24 protein-coding genes and 1 riboswitch are annotated in these 20,893 nt (G+C 41.3%); of the genes, 21 read left to right on the plus strand and 3 right to left on the minus strand.

The genetic code is table 11. From position 1 onward, the window contains the following. Positions 1 to 21: 21 nt before the first annotated feature. The 5 genes from ACSLGF_RS16565 to ACSLGF_RS16585 all read left to right on the plus strand — a co-directional run bounded on the left by ACSLGF_RS16565 (position 22) and on the right by ACSLGF_RS16585 (position 4,813). Positions 22 to 1,044 (plus strand): AI-2E family transporter, encoded by a 1,023-nt coding sequence (locus ACSLGF_RS16565; RefSeq protein ID WP_456007254.1) that lies wholly within the window; start codon positions 22 to 24, stop codon positions 1,042 to 1,044. A 64-nt stretch (positions 1,045 to 1,108) separates the two neighbouring features. Next, a riboswitch (cyclic di-AMP (ydaO/yuaA leader) is annotated at positions 1,109 to 1,242 on the plus strand. Between the two features lie 77 nt (positions 1,243 to 1,319). Continuing rightward, a complete protein-coding gene (locus ACSLGF_RS16570) occupies positions 1,320 to 2,561 on the plus strand; it encodes a dicarboxylate/amino acid:cation symporter (RefSeq protein WP_456007256.1) in 1,242 nt (413 codons plus the stop codon). 127 nt (positions 2,562 to 2,688) lie between these two features. After that, a complete protein-coding gene (locus ACSLGF_RS16575) occupies positions 2,689 to 3,615 on the plus strand; it encodes an ABC transporter ATP-binding protein (RefSeq protein WP_456007258.1) in 927 nt (308 codons plus the stop codon). Next, positions 3,593 to 4,360, plus strand: a complete 768-nt coding sequence (locus ACSLGF_RS16580; RefSeq protein WP_249705343.1) for an ABC transporter permease — start codon at positions 3,593 to 3,595, stop codon at positions 4,358 to 4,360. Before ACSLGF_RS16575 ends, ACSLGF_RS16580 begins: the two co-directional genes overlap by 23 nt. A 117-nt stretch (positions 4,361 to 4,477) precedes the next feature. Further along, positions 4,478 to 4,813, plus strand: a complete 336-nt coding sequence (locus tag ACSLGF_RS16585) for a hypothetical protein (protein WP_008359528.1) — start codon at positions 4,478 to 4,480, stop codon at positions 4,811 to 4,813. 101 nt (positions 4,814 to 4,914) lie between these two features. Here ACSLGF_RS16585 and fbpB read toward each other — a convergent pair whose 3' ends face one another. Both fbpB and ACSLGF_RS16595 read right to left on the minus strand, forming a co-directional pair. Next, positions 4,915 to 5,064, minus strand: coding sequence for a Fur-regulated basic protein FbpB (gene fbpB, locus ACSLGF_RS16590; protein ID WP_144459703.1), 150 nt, complete (start codon positions 5,062 to 5,064; stop codon positions 4,915 to 4,917). A 353-nt stretch (positions 5,065 to 5,417) separates the two neighbouring features. Then, the gene (locus ACSLGF_RS16595) at positions 5,418 to 5,738 is read right to left on the minus strand and encodes a thioredoxin family protein (RefSeq protein WP_012008983.1); all 321 of its coding nucleotides are present in this window, start codon (positions 5,736 to 5,738) and stop codon (positions 5,418 to 5,420) included. A gap of 184 nt (positions 5,739 to 5,922) precedes the next feature. Between ACSLGF_RS16595 and ACSLGF_RS16600 the strand changes: the two genes are divergently transcribed. The 7 genes from ACSLGF_RS16600 to ACSLGF_RS16630 all read left to right on the plus strand — a co-directional run bounded on the left by ACSLGF_RS16600 (position 5,923) and on the right by ACSLGF_RS16630 (position 13,575). Next, on the plus strand, positions 5,923 to 7,005 hold the full coding sequence (locus ACSLGF_RS16600) for a D-alanine--D-alanine ligase (RefSeq protein WP_456007261.1): 1,083 nt from the start codon (positions 5,923 to 5,925) through the stop codon (positions 7,003 to 7,005). 281 nt (positions 7,006 to 7,286) lie between these two features. Then, on the plus strand, positions 7,287 to 8,651 hold the full coding sequence (locus tag ACSLGF_RS16605) for a UDP-N-acetylmuramoyl-tripeptide--D-alanyl-D-alanine ligase (protein WP_456007263.1): 1,365 nt from the start codon (positions 7,287 to 7,289) through the stop codon (positions 8,649 to 8,651). A gap of 26 nt (positions 8,652 to 8,677) precedes the next feature. Beyond that, positions 8,678 to 9,370 (plus strand): alpha/beta hydrolase, encoded by a 693-nt coding sequence (locus tag ACSLGF_RS16610; RefSeq protein ID WP_456007265.1) that lies wholly within the window; start codon positions 8,678 to 8,680, stop codon positions 9,368 to 9,370. A gap of 128 nt (positions 9,371 to 9,498) precedes the next feature. Next, positions 9,499 to 9,837, plus strand: a complete 339-nt coding sequence (locus ACSLGF_RS16615) for a n-acetylglutamate synthase (RefSeq protein WP_456007267.1) — start codon at positions 9,499 to 9,501, stop codon at positions 9,835 to 9,837. Between the two features lie 165 nt (positions 9,838 to 10,002). Continuing rightward, positions 10,003 to 11,493: a degradosome RNA helicase CshA gene (gene cshA / locus ACSLGF_RS16620; protein ID WP_456007269.1), complete on the plus strand. Its 1,491-nt coding sequence runs from the start codon at positions 10,003 to 10,005 to the stop codon at positions 11,491 to 11,493. Positions 11,494 to 11,606: 113 nt separating this feature from the next. Beyond that, positions 11,607 to 12,086: a PH domain-containing protein gene (locus ACSLGF_RS16625; protein ID WP_099728422.1), complete on the plus strand. Its 480-nt coding sequence runs from the start codon at positions 11,607 to 11,609 to the stop codon at positions 12,084 to 12,086. Continuing rightward, complete coding sequence (locus ACSLGF_RS16630) at positions 12,076 to 13,575, plus strand: PH domain-containing protein (RefSeq protein ID WP_456007271.1); 1,500 nt, start codon at positions 12,076 to 12,078, stop codon at positions 13,573 to 13,575. The genes ACSLGF_RS16625 and ACSLGF_RS16630 overlap by 11 nt, the downstream gene beginning before the upstream one ends. A gap of 57 nt (positions 13,576 to 13,632) precedes the next feature. Here the strand turns inward: ACSLGF_RS16630 and ACSLGF_RS16635 are convergent, their stop codons facing one another. Continuing rightward, positions 13,633 to 14,238, minus strand: a complete 606-nt coding sequence (locus tag ACSLGF_RS16635) for a rhomboid family intramembrane serine protease (RefSeq protein ID WP_456007273.1) — start codon at positions 14,236 to 14,238, stop codon at positions 13,633 to 13,635. A 94-nt stretch (positions 14,239 to 14,332) separates the two neighbouring features. On the opposite strand from ACSLGF_RS16635, the gene acpS reads away from it, so the two are divergent. From acpS to ACSLGF_RS16680, 9 genes are all read left to right on the plus strand, one after another. After that, entirely contained in the window at positions 14,333 to 14,698 is a 366-nt protein-coding gene (gene acpS / locus ACSLGF_RS16640; RefSeq protein ID WP_099728419.1) for a holo-ACP synthase, read from the plus strand. Positions 14,699 to 14,858: 160 nt separating this feature from the next. Further along, positions 14,859 to 15,875: an outer membrane lipoprotein-sorting protein gene (locus ACSLGF_RS16645; protein WP_105928504.1), complete on the plus strand. Its 1,017-nt coding sequence runs from the start codon at positions 14,859 to 14,861 to the stop codon at positions 15,873 to 15,875. 137 nt (positions 15,876 to 16,012) lie between these two features. After that, on the plus strand, positions 16,013 to 17,194 hold the full coding sequence (gene alr, locus ACSLGF_RS16650) for an alanine racemase (RefSeq protein WP_456007275.1): 1,182 nt from the start codon (positions 16,013 to 16,015) through the stop codon (positions 17,192 to 17,194). A 290-nt stretch (positions 17,195 to 17,484) separates the two neighbouring features. After that, on the plus strand, positions 17,485 to 17,766 hold the full coding sequence (locus ACSLGF_RS16655; protein ID WP_003214273.1) for a hypothetical protein: 282 nt from the start codon (positions 17,485 to 17,487) through the stop codon (positions 17,764 to 17,766). Between the two features lie 4 nt (positions 17,767 to 17,770). Further along, positions 17,771 to 18,121, plus strand: coding sequence for a type II toxin-antitoxin system endoribonuclease NdoA (gene ndoA, locus ACSLGF_RS16660; protein ID WP_003214169.1), 351 nt, complete (start codon positions 17,771 to 17,773; stop codon positions 18,119 to 18,121). 117 nt (positions 18,122 to 18,238) lie between these two features. Next, positions 18,239 to 19,114, plus strand: coding sequence for an RsbT co-antagonist protein RsbRA (locus ACSLGF_RS16665; protein WP_456007277.1), 876 nt, complete (start codon positions 18,239 to 18,241; stop codon positions 19,112 to 19,114). After that, positions 19,074 to 19,442 carry an RsbT antagonist protein RsbS gene (rsbS, locus tag ACSLGF_RS16670; protein WP_003214235.1) on the plus strand — a complete coding sequence of 123 codons (369 nt, stop codon included), beginning with the start codon at positions 19,074 to 19,076 and terminating at the stop codon, positions 19,440 to 19,442. The genes ACSLGF_RS16665 and rsbS overlap by 41 nt, the downstream gene beginning before the upstream one ends. Positions 19,443 to 19,444: 2 nt before the next feature. Beyond that, a complete protein-coding gene (locus ACSLGF_RS16675; RefSeq protein WP_060595592.1) occupies positions 19,445 to 19,846 on the plus strand; it encodes an anti-sigma regulatory factor in 402 nt (133 codons plus the stop codon). A 10-nt stretch (positions 19,847 to 19,856) separates the two neighbouring features. Then, a complete protein-coding gene (locus ACSLGF_RS16680; RefSeq protein ID WP_456007280.1) occupies positions 19,857 to 20,864 on the plus strand; it encodes a PP2C family protein-serine/threonine phosphatase in 1,008 nt (335 codons plus the stop codon). Positions 20,865 to 20,893: the final 29 nt, after the last annotated feature.

The raw sequence follows: 20,893 nt of genomic DNA on the forward strand, positions 1-20,893 counted from the left end.
TCCTGGCAGGTGTGGAACGTAATGGCAGCATTTTTAAAATTGTTCGAAAAACCCGGTGTTAAGCGGTTTGCAGTATTTGTAGTATTAGCCACAGTATTGTATCTATTAAGAGGAATGATGAATTTAATTCTCCTGACCTTCATATTCACCTTTTTGATGAATCGGTTAGAAGAGGTCATTAGGGGCTTTTTAAATCACTTCCTAAAAATAGGACAGAAATCGGTCATTACCCTTTTGTATATTCTCCTGGCTGGTGGATTGACGTTTGGCGGATTCGTTTTTGTGCCAATCATCGCCAAACAGGTGGAGCAGTTATTTCATTTAGGAAAGAAAATTTCAGATCATCCACAAGATTTACCCTTCTTTGACGTCATCACCAACGTATTCGGAGATTTCAAAATATCAGCTTACTTTGAGAAAGGGTTTAATTTCCTCTATACATACTTAACAGATTTCAGCACGTTTAGTATCCAGGTCATTATGTCCTTAATATTAAGCATGTTCTTCCTGTTCGAAAAGGAACGCCTCATCCAATTCATGAACAAGTTCAAAACGAGTAAAATCTCCGTGTTCTATCATGAAATTGCTTTCTTTGGACGTAAATTCTCCAGAACGTTTGGAAAGGTACTCGAAGCACAGTTTATCATTGCCACCGTTAACTGTGTCTTAACGACAATTGCGCTTGGAATTATGGGCTTTCCGCAGTTATTTGGATTAGCGGTCATGGTCTTTTTGCTAGGCTTAATTCCTGTAGCGGGTGTGGTCATCTCTCTCATTCCATTGAGCATCATTGCGTATACACTTGGAGGCGGAATGTATGTCCTTTATATTGTGCTGGTCATCGTCATCATCCATGCAATTGAAGCCTATTTCTTAAATCCGAAGCTCATGTCAGCTAAAACAGAACTCCCTATTTTCTTCACATTTATTGTGCTGATTTTCTCTGAACACTATATTGGCATTTGGGGACTCATTATCGGTATCCCAATCTTTGTGTTTATTTTAGACATTTTGGAGGTCACAAATAAGGAAGAAAGTAATTAAAAAGTTCATATGAACCTGTTTACAATTTTCTAAAAATAAGGTATAAATAGTATGAAAATATCATAATAACCACACGCTTAATCCTTCTAAAGGAATGGGGGACCCATGTTTTTGGGGTGAATTTTTCTTTCATTAGAAAAAAGGACATCTCTTCGTCCTAACCCGTCAGCTAACCTCATCAGCGTGAAGAGAGTAAACGGTGGTATATGTAAGAACACGCAGACCCACGAGAAAACTCTCTCGTGGGTCTTTTTGACGAGGAAGGGGAGATTTTATTGAAGCTGGCTACAAAAATTATCATTGCCCTCATTGTAGGTGCAATCACGGGACTTTTGCTTAACATTTTTGCTCCAAATGTATTCAAAATGTTAGATCCTTATCTGTTCACACCTCTAGGTCAAATCTTCTTAAATCTTATCAAAATGTTAGTTGTGCCAATCGTGTTCTTTTCCATCACACTTGGCGTGGCAGGCCTTGGTGATCCGAAAAAGCTTGGCAGAATTGGCGCAAAAAGCATCTCGTACTTTCTACTGACAACAACATTCGCTATAATCATTTCAATGTCTTTAGCGTTATTAATTAAACCTGGTTCCTTTGGCTCTTTCGACACAAAGGGGGCAGAATTTAAACCTCAAGAAGCACCATCTACGGCTGACACATTATTAAACATCATTCCAACAAATCCAGTCCAATCTCTAGTTGAAGGTAACATGCTGCAAATCATTGTGTTCTGTGTTTTCTTAGGTCTAGGCATTGCAGTACTAGGTAAAAAAACAGAAGGGTTACTCAAAATATTAGAACAAGGCAATGAACTCATGATGTACCTTGTGGGAGTAGTCATGAAATTTGCTCCATACGGAACATTTGGCTTAATTGTAACGGCGATTGGGAGCCAAGGTCTTGATGCAATTAAAGCCATGGGGCTGTACTTTTCAGTGGTTCTAGTAGCGCTGTTTGTTCATTTCTTTCTCACCTATGGTTCAACTTTGGCTTTATTTGCAAAACGAAATCCTTTTACATTCTTTAAAGATTTTTCACCTGCGATGGTCGTGGCATTTAGTACGTCAAGCAGTAGTGCAGTTCTTCCTGTTTCAATGGAAACAGCTCAGAAAAAGCTGAAAGTACCTGAGCCTATATCTAGCTTTGTGCAGCCATTGGGCGCGACAATCAATATGGATGGGACGGCGATTATGCAAGGGGTCGCAACCATCTTTATTGCACAAGTATTTGGTGTTGAATTGACGCTTATACAAATGATCACAGTTGTATTAACCGCCGTATTAGCCAGTATTGGGACAGCCGGCGTACCGGGGGTTGGCTTGATTATGCTGGCCATGGTACTGAATTCTGTGGGTCTACCTGTTGAAGGAATTGGGCTTATCCTTGGTATAGACCGTTTATTAGATATGGCAAGAACCGTTGTTAATATTACAGGTGACGCAGCATGTGCGGTGATTGTGACAGAAACTGAGAAAAAACATGAGAAAGACGCATCATCACCTAATTTATCAATGTAATGTTCAAAAGGGCTGACCTGGATCAGCCCTTTTTTTCGTGGAACGGCTTGTTTTGCGTGATATACTTTTAACAGAATGAGCGGCCGTAACTGCCGCCATAGGCTTTACATCAGAAGGAGGAACCACTTTGCAGTCTGCTGTTCTAAAAGTAGAGAAAGTCGATAAACAAATGGGCCGACATATGATTTTGCAAGATATTTCTATGGAGATTAGGCAAGGAGAGATTGTCGGTTTACTTGGACCAAATGGGTCTGGAAAAACGACCTTGATTCGGCTGATCGTGGGCTTGATGAGAAAAAACAACGGCCGAATCATGATCAATGGATATTCTCAGGATAATGAATTTCTAAAGGCGATGTCATCTGTTGGTGCCATCATAGAAAATCCTGAGTTCTATTCGTATTTAACAGGCTTTGAAAACCTTGAATTGTATGCGGCGATGCACGATGGAGTTTCCGAGGACCGCATTCATGAAGTGGTGAAAAGAGTTCGTCTGGAGCACGCCATTCATCAGAAGGTCAAGACGTATTCATTGGGGATGAAACAAAGGCTTGGGATTGCACAAGCCATTTTGCATCAGCCCAATCTGCTCATTTTAGACGAACCGACAAATGGGCTTGATCCCGCAGGAATGAAGGAATTCCGCGAGCACTTGCAAACGCTCGTGCAAGAAGAAGGAACCTCCGTGTTATTTGCCACGCATTTATTGCATGAGGTAGAAGAGCTATGTGACCGCATGATCATCATTCAAAAAGGACGGATCAAAGCGAGTGCGAATCTTCGGGACATGGAGGGAAAAGAGCAGGTGCTGATGAATATTCAGCCAGTAGAAAAGGCCGCTTCATGGCTCGGCACAAATGGATATACATATGAACGAAATGGAGAGCAGGTGCTGCTTCAACTGAACAAAGATCGTGTGTCAGAGCTTAACAAGCAGCTCGTGTTGGCAGGGTTTGATGTACTAGAAATGACGCCTCAAAAACAATCCATTGAAGAGGCCTTTATGAAATGGACGGAAGGCGGGACAGCAGATGCTTCAACTGATCAAGAATGAGCATAAAAAAATTATGAGGCAAAAGATCACATTCATTGCACTTGGATTGATCGTTGTCTTTCAAATGACGATGGCTTTAGCGTTGAAACGAGTCATATCCAGCCTTGGTGGACAAGACACGGTCGCGAACTATTTTGCTTATTCCACAAACGTCGTGTTTATTTTACAAGTGCTCGCTGTCGTCATTGGCGCGACACTGATCTCAACAGAGTTTCAAAAAAGGACGATCAAGTTCTTATTCATCCGGCCAAAGACAAGGCTGCATATTTTTCTGTCAAAATATATGACACTTGTGCTAGCGGTCATCTACCTGTTTGTTTTTTATTACGTGTTAGCTTTTCTATTTGGCCTTATTTTCTTTGGTACTGAATTTAATGAAAGTACGGGACGATTATTTCAGCATACGCTTGCAGTCATCGGTTCACAGTGGGTGGAAGTGATCATGATGGCAAGCTTCGCTTTTATGTGTTCCAGTTTGTTTAGGAACAGCCTGATTGCGCTTGTCACTTCATTCTTTGTTTTATATGCGGCAAAATCACTTGTGCCCATCATGTCTCTTTTTGAAAATCAGTGGGGGAAAATCCTGCTTTTCGCCAACACGGACTTTACTCAATACAGCTTTCAAGGACCGCCACCCTTTGATGGAATGAGTCTTTTGTTTTCTCTATTCATTGTAGGGGCGCATTTTGTTTTCTTTGTTGGAACGGCTTGGTTCCTTTTTTGGAAGCGTGACGTAAATGTGTAAAAATTGTGTCAAATAACAAGAAAAATTCGTGACATCTTTGTGAAAACGAGTCTGTATTTCACGATAACCGCCTGATTTTGTCTTATAATATGGAGGAGTCATGGAGGTGGCACTATCGTGAAAAATTTCATTACGGCTTTACCAATTTTGTTGCTGCTGTCGTTTTCGTTTGTGTCTTTTGCCTTCCAGTTTGATCATCTTGTTTATTTCAGACTAGCGCTAGGGATCTTTTCATTAGCCGGTCTTTTCTTTCTGTATACACTTAAAAGAAACATGAAATGGTTCATGGTTTATTTATATGCGAGCTGGATCATTCTTGCTGCCGTCACGACATTTGAGGAACCTGTATTTTCTCAATTCTTTTTCGGTGGTTTAACGATGACTATGGGCTATCTCACGTATATGCTCATTTACTTAGGAATGAAGCAGGACCGTGTAGCGAAATCACATTAAAAACAAAAGCCGATAAAATCTGTTATTCGATTTTATCGGCTTTTTTTATTTCTGTTGAGGTAAATAAAAGAGCAGCCAGCTTTTGACTGCTCATCTTGTATTTATGATTTACGTCCAGCAGCTGCAAGCTGCTTCTGATGCTTTTTGTCGATGGTTTCGTATATACTTTCCATCATTTTAGGATCGCGCATGATCGCCTTCTTGTTCTCTTCAATCAATTGCTGGTACGTTTTGATCTTCTTCTTAGACATGTGACTCATCGCTCCTTTATAAAAATGGGGATTTATAAGATTCCTCATAGATGAAATTGATAATCATTTTCAATTAGCTAACAACTTCATTATACAAAGTCAAATGTCAGAAGTAAAGATTCAATTCAGAAAATTCACGTAACCGACATATTCCCATCCATATCGACTTTGAATTCTTTCCCAGGAAATAATTCGCTGTCAATTCTTGTCGTGACATCATAAAAACATTCTTTTCTTCATTGAAACGTTTTGGCCATACATCTCGTCTTATGTAGAGATTTGATATAAGAGGATATAGAAGAAATGAAAAAGACACCAGCAAGAGTTTGCTGATGTCCTTTCATTATCATCAGTTATGAAACGTGTTCTTGAAGAAACTCTGTCACTTCTTCAGGTGATTTTGCGTTTGCACTGTGTAAATGTCCTGTTTTTTCACCATTTTTGAAAATTAACAGGCTTGGAATACCCATTACCTGATACGTTTCCGCTAATTCAGGGAAGTCATCTTTGTTTATTTCAAACCATTCATGGTGAGCATAAGCCTCTAAAATGTCTGGAATGAACATGTCCATTCTTGTGCAATCAGGACACCATGTCGCAAAGAATTTCACGATGACTTCTTTGTCTGATTGAATGATTTCATTGAATTGTTCAGTACTTGTGATTTTTTTCAATTTGTCACAACTCCTTTTCAATGTCATTTTAATATAAAATAAAGGCGAATGACATACAAATGCTCGGGGGGCGCTTACAACCTTTACAAATCATTTCAATTCCGTAACAACAAAAATTAATTAGAGCATTTTCGCTTGAAAGTGATAAGATAGTAAAGATGAATTTTAGTGGGGGGAGTATCCATTGAAAATAAGTTTAGGATTGGTTTACGGCGGAAAGTCAGCCGAACATAATGTATCACTGCAAACAGCACTTGCAGTAACAAAAGCACTTAACACTGAGAAGTTCGATATACATCCAATTTATATTACAGAAGAGGGCGAATGGCTAAGAGGAGAAAAACTCACTGAACCAGTATCAAACGTCAAAATGCTTCAATTTGAACAAAACGCAAAGACGTTTTTACCAACTTCTTTAAATGAGAGCATGTTTCCACAGCCTGCATCAGCTGATGAGAAAATTGATGTCGTCTTTCCATTGCTGCACGGACCAAATGGTGAAGATGGAACGATGCAAGGTTTACTTGAACTACTAAATATCCCGTATGTCGGCAACGGCGTTCTCGCTTCTGCTGCGGGTATGGATAAAGTCATGATGAAAGATGTTTTTGCGCAAGCAGGACTTGAACAAGCAAAGCACCTTTCCTTCAATAAAAAAGACTACGAGAAAACAACATCAGACAGCTTAGAACAGGTGGAGCAAGTACTAGGCTATCCTTGCTTTGTGAAACCTGCCAACATGGGATCAAGTGTTGGAATTAGTAAATGCCGCAGCAAAGAAGAGCTTCAAGCAGCATTTGATTTGGCTTTCCAATATGATCGTCGTGTTGTCGTGGAAGAAGGCGTCATTGGAAGAGAAATCGAAATTGGTGTATTAGGAAATGACGAGCCGAAATGCTCTGTTGTTGGTGAAATTGCACCTAAAACAGATTTTTATGACTACAAAGCAAAATATGAAGATGGCGATACAGACTTGATCATTCCTGCTGGTGTTTCAGAAGATGAATACAAGACGATTCACGATATGGCGATTAAAGCATTTAAAGCGATTGATGGATCTGGTCTCGTACGTGCAGACTTCTTCCTAACAGAGGATGGCAAAGTGCTGATCAATGAAGTGAATACAATGCCTGGATTCACACCATTCAGTATGTTCCCGCTGCTTTGGAAACATACTGGTGTAGAGTATCCTGAATTGATTGAAAAGCTGGTGTCACTTGCAATTGAACGTCATCAAGAAAAACAAACCATTAAAACAACTTTTTAATGTGAGCATTCAAGCAGACACTATCCTACAGGTAGTGTCTCAGATTGTTGACAAAGGGCTAAAATGAACTTTATTTTAGCCCTTTGTCTTCTTTTCAGCGTGATAGAAAACCTTTGAAGTCTAGGAAGGACGAGTACTGGAGCGGAGCGAATTTGACATTCGTGAGCACCGGCACGCAGGACTGACACCGAATGCGAGGGTTTGTCTACACGCTGAGACACTATCCTACAGGTAGTGTCTCTTTTCCTTCAAACGTGAAATGAGAAAGAGAGGCGAAAATCATGATCAAACGTACAGTGAAACAAATCGCCCAAATGGCTGGTGGAGCATTATCTAATCAAGCTTTTGGCGAAGAGCAAATTCACGGAGTGACAACAGATACACGAAAAGTATCAAAAGGCGCACTGTTTATCCCGCTTATTGGAGAACATTTTAACGGTCACACATTTGCTTCAAAAGCAGTGGAGCTTGGAGCTGCCGCTGTTCTTTGGAATCAAAAAGAGGCCAATCCACCAGAAGGCGTTCCAGTCATTCTTGTAGAGGATACACTGGCTGCACTGCAACAGCTGGCAAAATCATACTTAAAAGAAGAAAATCCTCGTGTTGTCGGTATTACAGGAAGTAATGGGAAAACAACAACGAAAGACATGATTCATTCAGTATTACAAACGGCGTATCAAGTCCATAAAACAGATGGCAATTTTAATAATCATATCGGTCTTCCGCTCACCATTCTTGCGATGCCAGAAGGAACAGAGGTCGCTGTCTTGGAGATGGGCATGAGTGCAAAAGGTGAGATTGAGTTTTTGTCAAGCCTCGCTGAACCTGATGCGGCAGTCATCACCAATGTCGGAGAATCTCATATGCAAGATCTAGGATCAAGAGAAGCAATTGCCGATGCAAAATGTGAGATCACAAAAGGGTTAAAAGAGGATGGCGTCTTTTATTATTTAGGAGATGAGCCCTTGCTTCGCGAAAGAGCGAATGCACTGGCTCACAACGTGAAAACCTTTGGAGAAGCAGAGGACTGTGATATCAGGGTGAATCACATCAATCAGCTTGCAGAAGGAACTGAATTTCAAGTCGAAGGGTACGCTCAGGCGTTTCTCATTCCTGTATTAGGGAAACATAATGTGAAGAATGCCCTTGCTGCTATTGCCATTGGCCAGCATTTTGGGCTGAATGAAAGACAAATAGCCCAAGGGTTGATGCAAACGAAATTGACAGGAATGCGTCTTGAGCTGTTTACAACAGATAAAGGAATCACGGTCATAAACGATGCGTATAATGCGAGTCCTACTTCCATGAAAGCGGCGATTGACCTTGTAGGGGATATGGACGGTTGCGCCAATCGCATTTTAGTGCTTGGTGATATGCTTGAAATGGGAAGTGAAGAAGAAACGTATCATTACGAACTAGGCCGATACATCAAGCCTGAGTTTATCGATCATGTCATGACGTATGGACGGCTAGGTGCACTCATTGCTGAAGGAGCAAAGAAAGCATTTGGAGATGCGCGCGTGTTCTCTTATATGGACAAAGAGGAACTGAAGAAAAAACTAGCTGAAGTGGCAGGACCTGACGATGTTGTTCTTGTCAAAGCCTCACGCGGCATGAGATTGGAAGAAGTCATTACTGCACTATAAAAGTTAGCGGCAAAGAAGGTGACTGAATGATTGGCTGTCTATGTATACACGGTTTTACGGGAGCCCCTTATGAGGTAGAACCGCTGGCGCAGTATTTAAAGCAGACGACAGATTGGACCGTGCAGTCTATCACGCTTCCGGGGCATGGGGAGGAACTTCAATTAAAAGGCATTCTTTATCAAGAATGGATTGCGACAGCTGAACTAGAACTTTTATCCCTATCCCGAACATGTGACACCATTTATTTGGTCGGTTTTTCAATGGGCGGGATGATTGCCTCTTACTTAGCTGCGAAGTATCCGGTTGCCCGCCTTGTCCTTTTAAGTGCTGCGGCAAAATATGTGAACCCAAAACAGATGATCCAAGACACAAGGCAGATGGTGAAGGAATCTTTGTCTGGGTTGATTGATACAAACCCCTTGTATGACCGGTATCGTCATAAGCTAACGAGCACGCCCTTATCAGCTGCTGTAGAATTTATGAAGCTGGTAAAGCAAACGAAGAGCTCCCTTGAGAAGCTTCATCTGCCCGTCTTAATTGTTCAAGGGGAAAGCGATGGGATTGTTCCCGCTTCTAGTGCAGAATTTATTTATCATAAAATCCCGTCTCATCAGAAAGAAATGTTTTATTTACCTGACTGTAAACACCATGTTTGTCACGAGCCATGTGCACAGCAATTGTTTGAGAAAGTAGAACAATTTCTAAAAAAAGCAATTTAATATATAGAAAAGCGAAAATGTGGCTAAACTAATATAAATTGAATCCCACTTGTTAAAATCTGCAACATTTTTGTCGAATCAGTGACAGGCCTATGTTACAATAGGCAAGAAAAGGTGGTCGATTCGGTTTGTTTCAATATGACGGAAAAACCTTTATCCCGCAGTCTAATTCGAGTAATGGGGAAGTATCAGAAAGAACCATATTTCAATATCGTCAGGACGGGAATATTTTAACGGGCACATATCAAGGCGGCAGTATTGTATCTGGCGTACTTGTAGGAACAGTGAAAGAGGATGGAACACTTCATTTTAGATACCACCATGTGAGCAAGGATGGCAGCATGAGAAGCGGGACCTGCGATTCCACACCTAAGCAGCTGGATAGCGGAAAAATTCAACTGTTAGAAAAGTGGAAATGGATGGACGGAGATCAAAGTGAAGGTGAATCTGTCATTGTGGAGCAGTAGATATATCCATTTCTGTCTTGTTGAAAAACAAATAGTGTAATGGTAAGATATAATGTAGGGTAATTCGGGCTTTGTATATAATGGACCTGTCCTTTCAGAAAAGGGCAGTTTTTAATGATCATTCACGAGATTACTGAAACAGCAATTAGAAGGAGTTTGAATAATTTGACTATAACGTTTCAAGATTTTCAATTAAGCGAAAGTCTCATGAAAGCTATTAACCGCATGGGATTTGAAGAAGCAACACCGATTCAAGCAGAAACGATTCCTCTCGGTCTTCAGAATAAAGATGTCATCGGACAAGCACAAACAGGAACAGGAAAAACAGCAGCATTTGGTATTCCTCTGGTTGAAAAAATCGACCCAGCGTCTCCTAATATCCAAGCGATTATCATTGCGCCAACAAGAGAATTAGCTATTCAAGTATCTGAAGAGCTATACAAAATCGGCCAAGACAAGCGTGCACGCGTTCTTCCGATTTACGGTGGACAAGATATCAGCCGCCAAATCCGTTCGCTCAAGAAGAACCCTCATATCATCGTAGGGACTCCAGGACGTTTACTCGATCACATTAACCGTCGTACAATGCGTCTTCAAAATGTTGAAACAGTTGTGCTTGATGAAGCAGATGAAATGCTAAACATGGGTTTCATTGAAGACATTGAATCGATCCTTTCAAATGTACCAAGTGAACACCAAACACTTTTATTCTCAGCGACAATGCCTGCACCAATTAAGCGCATTGCAGAACGTTTCATGACAAACCCAGAGCATGTGAAAGTAAAAGCAAAAGAAATGACAGTATCTAACATCCAACAGTTCTACTTGGATATTCACGAACGTAAGAAGTTTGATACATTGACACGTCTTCTTGACATTCAATCACCTGAGCTTTCAATTGTCTTCGGTCGTACGAAACGCCGTGTTGACGAATTGACAGAAGCGCTTAACCTAAGAGGTTATACAGCTGAAGGAATTCATGGTGACCTGACTCAAGCGAAACGTATGGTTGCGCTTCGCAAATTCAAAGAAGGTTCAATCGATGTGCTTGTGGCAACAGACGTTGCAGCACGTGGACTTGATATCTCTGGCGTGACACACGTGTATAACTTCGATGTGCCACAAGATCCGGAAAGCTATGTACACCGTATTGGACGTACAGGCCGTGCTGGACGTACAGGTATGGCGGTGACATTTATCACACCACGTGAAAAAGATATGCTTCGTGCGATTGAGCAAACGACAAAACGTAAAATGGATCGTATGAAAGAACCAACTCTAGATGAAGCAATTGAAGGACAACAGCAAGTAACAGTTGACCGTCTACGCACGATCATCAGTGAAAACAACTTAAACTTCTACATGACAGCTGCTGCTGAATTGCTAGAAGATCATGATTCTGTCACAGTGGTTGCGGCTGCCATCAAAATGATGACAAAAGAGCCAGATGCAACGCCTGTTCGTTTGACAGATGAAGCACCAATGATTTCAAAACGCAATCGTAACAATCGCAGCTCTTCTAAACGTAGAGACGGCGGCGGAGGAGGCGGCTATCGCGGGAAAAGCCGTTCATCTTACGGTGATAAAAAACGTTCATCAAATGATCGCAATCGTTCTTCTAGCGATCGTCGTCAAAAGAAATCTTATAACAACTAACATACAAGAGCGAATCCTTTGCAGGGTTCGCTTTTTTTTAACAGGCTTATTGAAACTTTTTAGGCTCTGTTTCGTAATATATTGATAGAAAAGTAAGAGAATGGGGGAAGAATGTGAGAAAACAGCCGCAACGTCAAATTAGCTTAAATGGATTAAAGGTATGGCGTCTTCAAAATGGAATTATCTCATTGATTTTCTTACTCATCATCATTGGGGTATTTATTGCTAGTTATTATTTTCAATGGCCATATTGGATTGGGGCCATCCTCGTCGGATTGTGGATCTTACAGATCATTTTCGGAATTTGGCTCATACCAAAAATCCGTCATCACATCTGGCGCTACGAAGTATTTGAAAATGAAATTGAAATACAGCATGGGCTGATTCGCGTTACACGTGTGATTGTGCCGATGGTGCGTGTCCAGCATGTCGATACATCCCAAGGACCGCTTTTAAGGCGCTATCGTTTGGCATCTGTTCAAATTTCGACTGCTGCCACTGTTCATGATATTCCAGCGTTAGAATTAGAAGAGGCAGATGAGCTTCGTGATTACATATCTCGTTTAGCAAGGGTGACAGAAGATGATGTCTGAACCAAAACGTGTACATCCAATCTCGATGTTCATTGATTTTATATCAGATGCCGTATCCATGATCAAAAACTTCATTATCCCTTTTTTCGTGCTTATTTTTGTGAACTCGAATTCAAGTATTCGCTTTTATGCGTTTATCATTCTTGGTGTGCTTCTTTTATGGAAAGCTGTTTCAACCGTTTTAGAATGGAGACGATTCACCTACCGTATGGAAGACGATGAATTTCGTGTGGAATCAGGTGTAATCACGAAAAAGAAAAAATATATCTCGTTAGAACGAATTCAAACGGTCAATACAAGTGAAGGCATCTTCCAGCGGATTTTCGGTTTGGTGCGAGTTCAAATTGAAACGGCAGGCGGGACGGATGGCCCAGAAGTGAGCCTGACGGCAATTACAAAAGCAGAAGCAGAACAATTGAAACAGTCGATTTTCAACCGGAAGAAAAGCTTGCAGCAAGAAGAAATGACGGATGAAACTGGTGATATACCGCATGATCATCTAACTGCGCAAAAACCTGTGGAGGAAGAAATCAACGTCTCCTATCGTATGGGTGTACCAGAGCTGCTTTTAACGGCTACGACTTCAAGTGGCATCGGTGTGATTATATCGGGTTGTCTAGCCATTTACACACAAATAGATGAAATTCTTCCTTTAGACGGGTTCGTCAAGCAGTTCTCTTTCTTAAGTCATGCAAGTGTTGAAATCTACGCGATTCTAATTTTTCTAGCCGTATTGATTGCTTGGATACTCAGTGTTGGAGTGACGGCGCTCCAATACGCTAATTTTGCTGCCAAACGAAAAGGGAATGACATCATCATTACAAGAGGACTCATTGAAAGACATCAAATGACCATTCCGCTTGCGAGAATTCAAGCAGTGAAAATCAAAGAAAACATTCTCCGTGAGCCTTTTGGGTTTGCTACGGTGATGCTCGTTAGTGCAGGAGGTTCTATTACAGAAAAAGAAACCTCTTCGGTCTTATTTCCACTGATTCGAAAGAAAAAAATCAATGAATTGTTGTCTCAATTTACAGATCATTATCACCTGACACCAGAAGCTGAGCTGAAAAAGGTGCCAAAGCGTTCACTCAAACGCTACCTGATCTCTTTCGGATTTGTTCCATTGCTCGTTGGTGTGATCCTTTCAGTACGTTTTCCGCCGTGGGGGTATTTGGCATTCATTCCGTTGCCAATTGCTTTGTTCTTTGGGTACTTAGCCTATAAACAATCAGGTTATACGATCAAAGATCCATTGATTCAGCTGACGACAAGAGGCATCAGCAAAACCACCGGAATTGTATTGAGAAAACGAATGCAAAACTATACGGTGACCCAATCTTATTTCCAAAAGAAAGGCCGAGTGGCGAGTATTCACACCTTTGTGAAATCCTCTGCACTGCTTGATTCCTTTGGTGTGCATCACCTTGAAGAGAAAGATGCTGCACGTGTATTTGATTGGTATTCCTATGAAAAAATTAAATCTTCTTAAACTAAAAAATGTCGATCAGCTCCTTGTCAAAAGGGGTGATCGACATTTTTTATGAGATTAATAGCGTCTTTTTTTGGAGTGAAAGAATAGGGTGATAGGTGCTAGGATCATGCCGCCTATCAATCCAAATAAGTGAGCCATAATATTGATATTCGAATTGACGAACGTCATGATGACAGAGACACCAAGAATCGTTAAGATTACCTGAGAATTGCCGCGATCCATCATGTGCGGTTTAAATAGGACAAGATACAGATAAACGCCAAACAAACCAAAGATAGCACCAGAAGCGCCGACATGTACATACTCTAAAGGCTCCACCCAATAGGTTCCGAGATTTCCAATGAACCCTGCCCCAAGATAAATGATGAGAAACCGAACCTTACCAAGCAAATACTCAAGCGCTGGTGCAAATAGGAACAAGGACATAGAATTGAACAAAATGTGTGTCAGACTTCCGTGGAGAAAAATAGGGGTAACGAGCCGCCACCATTCTCCTGCTGCTACACCATAGTTGAAACCGACGAGATGGTCCTGCCCAAGCTGTATAATAGGGATAGGAATAGCAAATAAAAGCCACAGACCTATTTGCAATGCAAGGATCGCTGTTACGATTGGATACGACCTAATAAATTGTTGAAAGCTCTCCGTTCGAATAAACATAACAAACCCCTTTTGACTAGATAATGGTAAGTTTATAGTAACACGTTTATGAAGCGAACATCCAAATTAGTACGAGTATCATAGGAGGTACCCCGTGATCAAAGGAATTGGCATTGATATTGTAGAAATCGACCGGCTGTCACGAGTGCTCAGCAGACAGCCCCGTTTACCAGAACGAATATTGACTTTAAGTGAACAGGACGTCTTTTACGCGCTAAGTGAAAAGAGACAGCTGGAGTTTTTAGCAGGACGCTTTGCGGCAAAGGAAGCTTTTGCTAAAGCATACGGTACGGGAATCGGTCAGCATTTAAGCTTTCATGACATCGAGATACAAAAAGATGATCATGGAAAACCTTTTATCAAAAGCGAGAAAACGAAGGAAGACCAGGTTCATGTGTCCATTACGCACACAAAAGAATATGCTGCTGCGCAAGTTTTAATCGAAAGGTTGTCAAGCTAGTCTGCATATTGTTTGTCCCCCCTTCATATATTGGGTAGTGCGATAAGGAAGGGCGAGTTGCTAACAGGCTTTGATGGTTCGCGGTACGCAGTTAACTCTTTAGGCGTACTGTTAAAGCCAAACAAGCGGTTTCTTCCTTTTAACACAATTAACGAAGGGGTTGAAAAGGGTGAGAAAAAGCTTTGTTTTGCTTGTAACGGGGATCCTTTTTGTACTGATTCTCTCCGCATGCGGTCAAAAATCTCAGCAGGATATCGTTGGAGATTTAAACAAAAAGGCAGAGGAAATGACATCATACAAAGCCAAAGCAAAAATGACCATCGAGACAGGGAATGATCCGCAGGAGTATCAGGTGGAAATTTGGTACAAGAAGCCGGAGCTTTACCGTGTCTATTTAGAAAATCCGAAAAAGGATCAAAGTCAAGTCATTTTAAGAAATGGCAATGGTGTGTTTGTGCTGACACCTTCATTGAACAAAAGCTTCCGTTTCCATAGTGATTGGCCGAATAATAGCAGCCAGGTCTATTTATTTGAATCACTAGTGAAAGACATTAAAAATGACAGTGCAGCTCAGTTCAAAGCGAAAGAGTCAAAGTATATTTTCGAAACAAAAACCAATTATCAGCACAACCAAATGCTGCCTACCCAAGAGATTACCTTTCATAAAAAAACAATGGCGCCTGCCAGTGTGAAAGTGCTGGATAGCGACAAAAAGCCAATGGTGAAAGTAGAATTCTCTCACTTTGAATTCAATAAATCCTTTGACAAAGATGCATTTGATGAGAAGAAAAACATGACACTCTCCCAAATGGATGTCGCCACAAGTGCAGACCCATCTGACAGCTTCGCAGTGAAAACACCAGTTGATATGCCAGAGGGCGTGAAGAAGATGGAAGAGAAAGAAATGACAACAGATGCTGGGAAACGTTATGTGATTACGTATGGCGGAAAGAAATCCTTCACACTCATTCAGGAAAAAGCGAGAGTGGCAGAAGCATCTACGCCTGTGACGATGAACGGCGAGCCAGTCGATCTTGGCATGACAGTGGGGGTTCTAACGGATCAATCTCTTTCATGGACATCTGACGGAGTCGACTACTTAATTTCCTCAAGTGATTTATCGAAGGAAGAGCTGTTAATGGTCGCAAAAAGTGTCGAAGGCCAGTCAGCCAAATAAATGAATATCTCAGGCGAGAGCCTTGAAAATGAATCAGCCCTATGCAAGGGCTGATTTTCTTTGATTTGTTTCACATTATTCTTGATTTTTAGTATCATAATGAAGGTATTGAATCATTCAATAGGGAAGTGTGACTGATGGACACAAATGCCTTTTATAGAGACACATGGGCAGAAATTGATTTAACAGCAATCAAGCATAATGTTTCACATATGAAAGATCATATTGGTCAAAAAGTTCAATTAATGGCTGTTGTAAAAGCCAATGCGTATGGACATGGAGATATAGAAGTGGCAAGAGCTGCACTCAAAGCAGGAGCAGACTTGTTAGCCGTTGCCTTTTTGGATGAGGCCATTTCTTTAAGAAATAAAGGCATCAAAGCACCGATTCTTGTACTCGGCGCAGTACCGCCAGAGTATGTCAAAGTCGCCGTGAGATACAACGTCATCATGACTGCTTACTCAATCGAGTGGCTGAGAGATGTAATCAAAGTAGTGAAAGGACAGATTGGACAACCCATTCGTTTTCATTTGAAAATTGACAGCGGAATGAATCGTTTAGGTGTTAAAACCTTAGAGCAAGTGAGCGAAGTGAAAGAGCTTGCCTGCGATCATTCTTATTTACAGCTGGAAGGTGTATTTACTCACTTTGCGACAGCAGATGAAAAGGATGAGGACTACTTTGATATGCAGATGGACACCTTTCAAACATTGCTTCAGCCGTTTCATACGGACAAACTGCTCGTTCATTGCGCCAACAGTGCAGCAGGTCTAAGGTTTAAAGAAGTATTGTTTAATATGGTTCGTTTCGGCATCAGTATGTACGGGCTGTCACCGTCAGAGGAAATCAAAGATGAATTGCCTTTCAAGCTGGAAGAAGCCATGTCTCTTCATACAAAGCTAGCGCATGTGAAGCTTATTCAAAAGGGTGAGAGTGTCAGCTACGGAGCGACCTATACAGCCAATCAAGATACATGGATTGGCACGGTTCCGATTGGCTATGCAGACGGCTGGATCAGGAAGCTGGCAGGAACGGAAGTGCTCGTTGGCGGAAAGCGCCGGAAGATTGCTGGAAGGGTATGTATGGATCAATTCATGGTCGAATTGAAAGAGAACATTTCAGCAGGCGGACCAGTCGTTTTGATTGGTTCACAAGGCGAAGAAAAGGTATCAGTCGATGAAATTGCCAAAAGGCTTGAAACCATTAACTATGAAGTCACTTGCTCGATTGGCCACCGGGTCCCAAGAGTATATATGGAGGACGGCAAAAGGGTTCATGTGCGTAATCCGCTGCTTCAAGGCGGGCCAAGCTTTTTATAGCAGCTTTTAGGGGAACGATGTCCAAACCGACATCGTTCTCTTTTATTCTACAGAGAAGGAATAAATATCCTCCCTTTTTTAGGGATTTTGGAAATACCGTATGATTTTCGGAAAAAAGCGTATAATGGGAAAGAGGGACTCCATTATCATTTTGAATTACGGGTGGCCGACCGCTTCATGTTCTAATAAGAAATCATGAAAACAGCTTTGCTTGTGCATTGAATAATGGTATGATTAGTCTTGGAATGGATCGAAACGGTATCCGTAAGTTTTGTGGAGGTGTATGTTTTTTGTCTGAATCCAGCGCAACAAACGAAATGAAGATTCGACTGCCCGAGGCTTTGATGTCTGAAATCGAACGAGTAGCAGAGCAGGATAAGGTAACAAGAAATGAATTGATCTACCGAGCGACAAAAACGTATATTCGTGAACGTAATATTCGACAAAATCGTGAATCGATGAGACGCGGCTACATGGAGATGGCGAAAATTAATCTGAATATCTCTTCAGAGGCACAATATGCAGAATTTGAGGCTGAGAATACAGTTGAGCGATTAGTCAGCGGGGGTTAAACATTTGATTGTTAAACGCGGTGATGTTTACTTTGCTGATTTATCTCCTGTTGTTGGCTCCGAGCAGGGCGGGGTTCGCCCGGTATTGGTGATTCAAAATGACATTGGAAATCGCTTCAGCCCGACTGCTATCGTTGCAGCCATAACAGCCCAAATACAAAAAGCGAAATTACCGACTCACGTCGAAATTAATGCAAAGCGCTACGGCTTTGAACGAGATTCTGTCATTCTTTTAGAGCAGATTCGTACGATCGATAAACAAAGATTGACAGATAAAATCACACATCTTGATGATGAGATGATGGAGAAGGTTGATGAAGCCTTACAAGTTAGTTTGGCTCTTATTGATTTTTAATATGCTGATATTTGGTTGCTCTCCTGTGAGCAACTTTTTTTTGTGTTCATTTTTTATTAAGGCTATAATGGAGAGAGAATGAAAGTTATTGCTTTTTATGTACGTAGGGGGTAAATTATGTCGAATCATATCGTGTTAGCTTTTGCGAGAGCGCACCAAAAGGAATTAGAAAAAGAATGGACTGACATCTTCAAACGACTCGGAGAAGAAGAAACGGACATGATGCTAAACGACAAAATGTATGAAACGATTTGTTCCGAATATGTCCAGCTTATTCTGGCATCCCTTTCAGAGGCGAATGCTGAGGATTTTGAAGAAAAAGTGCAATCTTTTGCTTTGAAAATTGTACAAATGGGTATATCACTTAAGTTACTGGCAAAAGGGCTAACGGAAATCCGTTCACACTTATATCAAAAAATGAACAGTGACAAAAATACTGAACAAGGAAGTAATGAGCTCATCTGGGAAATTGATCGGTTCATTTCACCTGTTCATAACGAAATATTGAATCACTACTCCATCTCATGGGAGAAAACCGTCAACCTTCAAAAAATTGCGTTACAGGAACTATCTGCTCCGCTGATTCCAGTGTTTGAGCACATCACTGTCATGCCTCTTATAGGAACAATTGATACGGATCGTGCGAAGAAGATCATGGAGAATCTGTTAAATGGCGTCGTGAAGCATCGGTCACAGGTGGTCTTAATCGACATTACCGGTGTACCTGTCGTTGATACAATGGTGGCACACCATATCATTCAAGCGTCAGAGGCTGTGAGATTAGTAGGTGCAAAATGCTTATTGGTCGGTATTCGTCCAGAAATCGCCCAAACCATCGTCACTCTTGGAATTGATTTATCTCAAGTTACAACAAAGAATACCCTTCAAAAAGGAATTCAAACTGCTTTAGAAATGACCAATCGAAAAATTATTTCATTGGAGGGGAAGCCCAGTGAGAAATCACCCGAAGATTCCAATCTTAAAATTATATAATTGTCTTCTAATTTCGATACAGTGGGAGCTTGATGACCAAACAGCCCTTCACTTTCAAGAAGACTTGCTGAATAAAATTCATGAAACAGGAGCGAACGGCGTTGTCATTGACCTAACATCTGTTGATATGATTGATTCATTTATCGCAAAAGTATTAGGCGATGTCATCACGATGTCAAAGCTCATGGGGGCAAAAGTTGTATTAACAGGAATACAGCCGGCAGTCGCTGTAACACTCATTGAACTTGGTATATCACTGGAAGAAATTCAGACTGCATTAGATCTTGAACAAGGGCTTGAGACATTGAAGCGGGAATTGGGGGAATAGATATGAAAGACCAATCCTGTGTGAAAATTTTGACGGAATGGGACATAGTCGCGGCAAGACAACTGGGACGAAATGTTGCAAAAGAACTGGGCTTTGGAACAGTTGACCAAGCAAGAATTACGACGGCCATTTCAGAATTAGCTCGAAACATCTATTTATACGCTGGTAAAGGTCAGATTTGTATAGAAGAAGTGATGGAGCGCGGAAAGCGTGGACTCAAAATCATTGCAGCCGATGAAGGACCTGGCATCATGGATATACGTAAAGTGATGGAAGACGGTTTTTCTACATCAGGCGGACTTGGAGCAGGTCTTCCGGGAGTGAGAAGACTGATGGATGATTTTAAATTAGATTCTACACAAGAACAAGGAACTGAGATACAAGCTGTCAAGTGGCTTCGCTAGGAGGGAAACCATGGATTTTAAGGAGGTAATGGAGCAGCGGTATCATCAGCTGCTCAGTCGTTATATCAGTGATCTAACTGAAACATCGCTTTATCAAGCTCAAAAATTTAGCCGAAAAACCATTGAGCATCAAATACCTCCTGAAGAAATAGTAAGTGTTCACCGAAAAGTGATTCAGGAGCTTTACCCTGATTTGCCGGAAGATGTCTTTCATTCACTAGACTTCTTAATTGAAGTCATGATTGGGTACGGACTTGCCTACCAGGAACATTTAACACTCAGAGGCATCCAGCAAGAAATTAAATCAGAGATTGAAATTGCTGCAAATGTTCAGCAAACCCTTCTGGAAACGAAAATACCAGAAGGTGACACCTTTGATATTGGGGCCATTAGTGTGCCGGCAAAACAGATGAGTGGAGATTATTTTCACTTTGTCACCGATCACGATACAATCAATATCGCGATCGCAGATGTGATTGGGAAAGGCATCCCGGCTGCGCTCTGTATGTCGATGATTAAGTATGCGATGGATTCCTTGCCGGAGTCAGGGAGCGGCCCAACAAAGGTCCTAAAAACCCTTAATCGTGTTGTCGAGCAAAACGTAGACCCAAGCATGTTTATCACGATGTTCTATGGCAGCTATAATACAGAAACACATGAATTTAAATACGCATCGGCTGGTCATGAGCCGGGCTTTTTCTATTGCAAAAAAGAGAATAAATTTTACGATTTAGATGCGAAAGGGCTTGTCCTTGGAATCGCACCAGACTTTGATTACAGGCAGTATGAGAAGCATTTGGATATTGGGGATATGGTCATTTTATTCTCCGATGGTGTAACAGAATCTAAGGCAGAGGACGGTTTCTTAGAGCGGGAGGATATCAAAGCGCTCATATCAGAGCACCTATCTTACTCGGCTCAGGAAATGGTGGATGCCATCTATGCCAGCTTACTCAAACTGCAAGACTTTCAGCTGCATGATGACTTTACATTACTTGTTCTGAAAAGAAAGGTTTAGAAAGTGAATACGCGGGTATATAAAATTCT

Source organism: Bacillus sp. A015, from assembly GCF_053851875.1.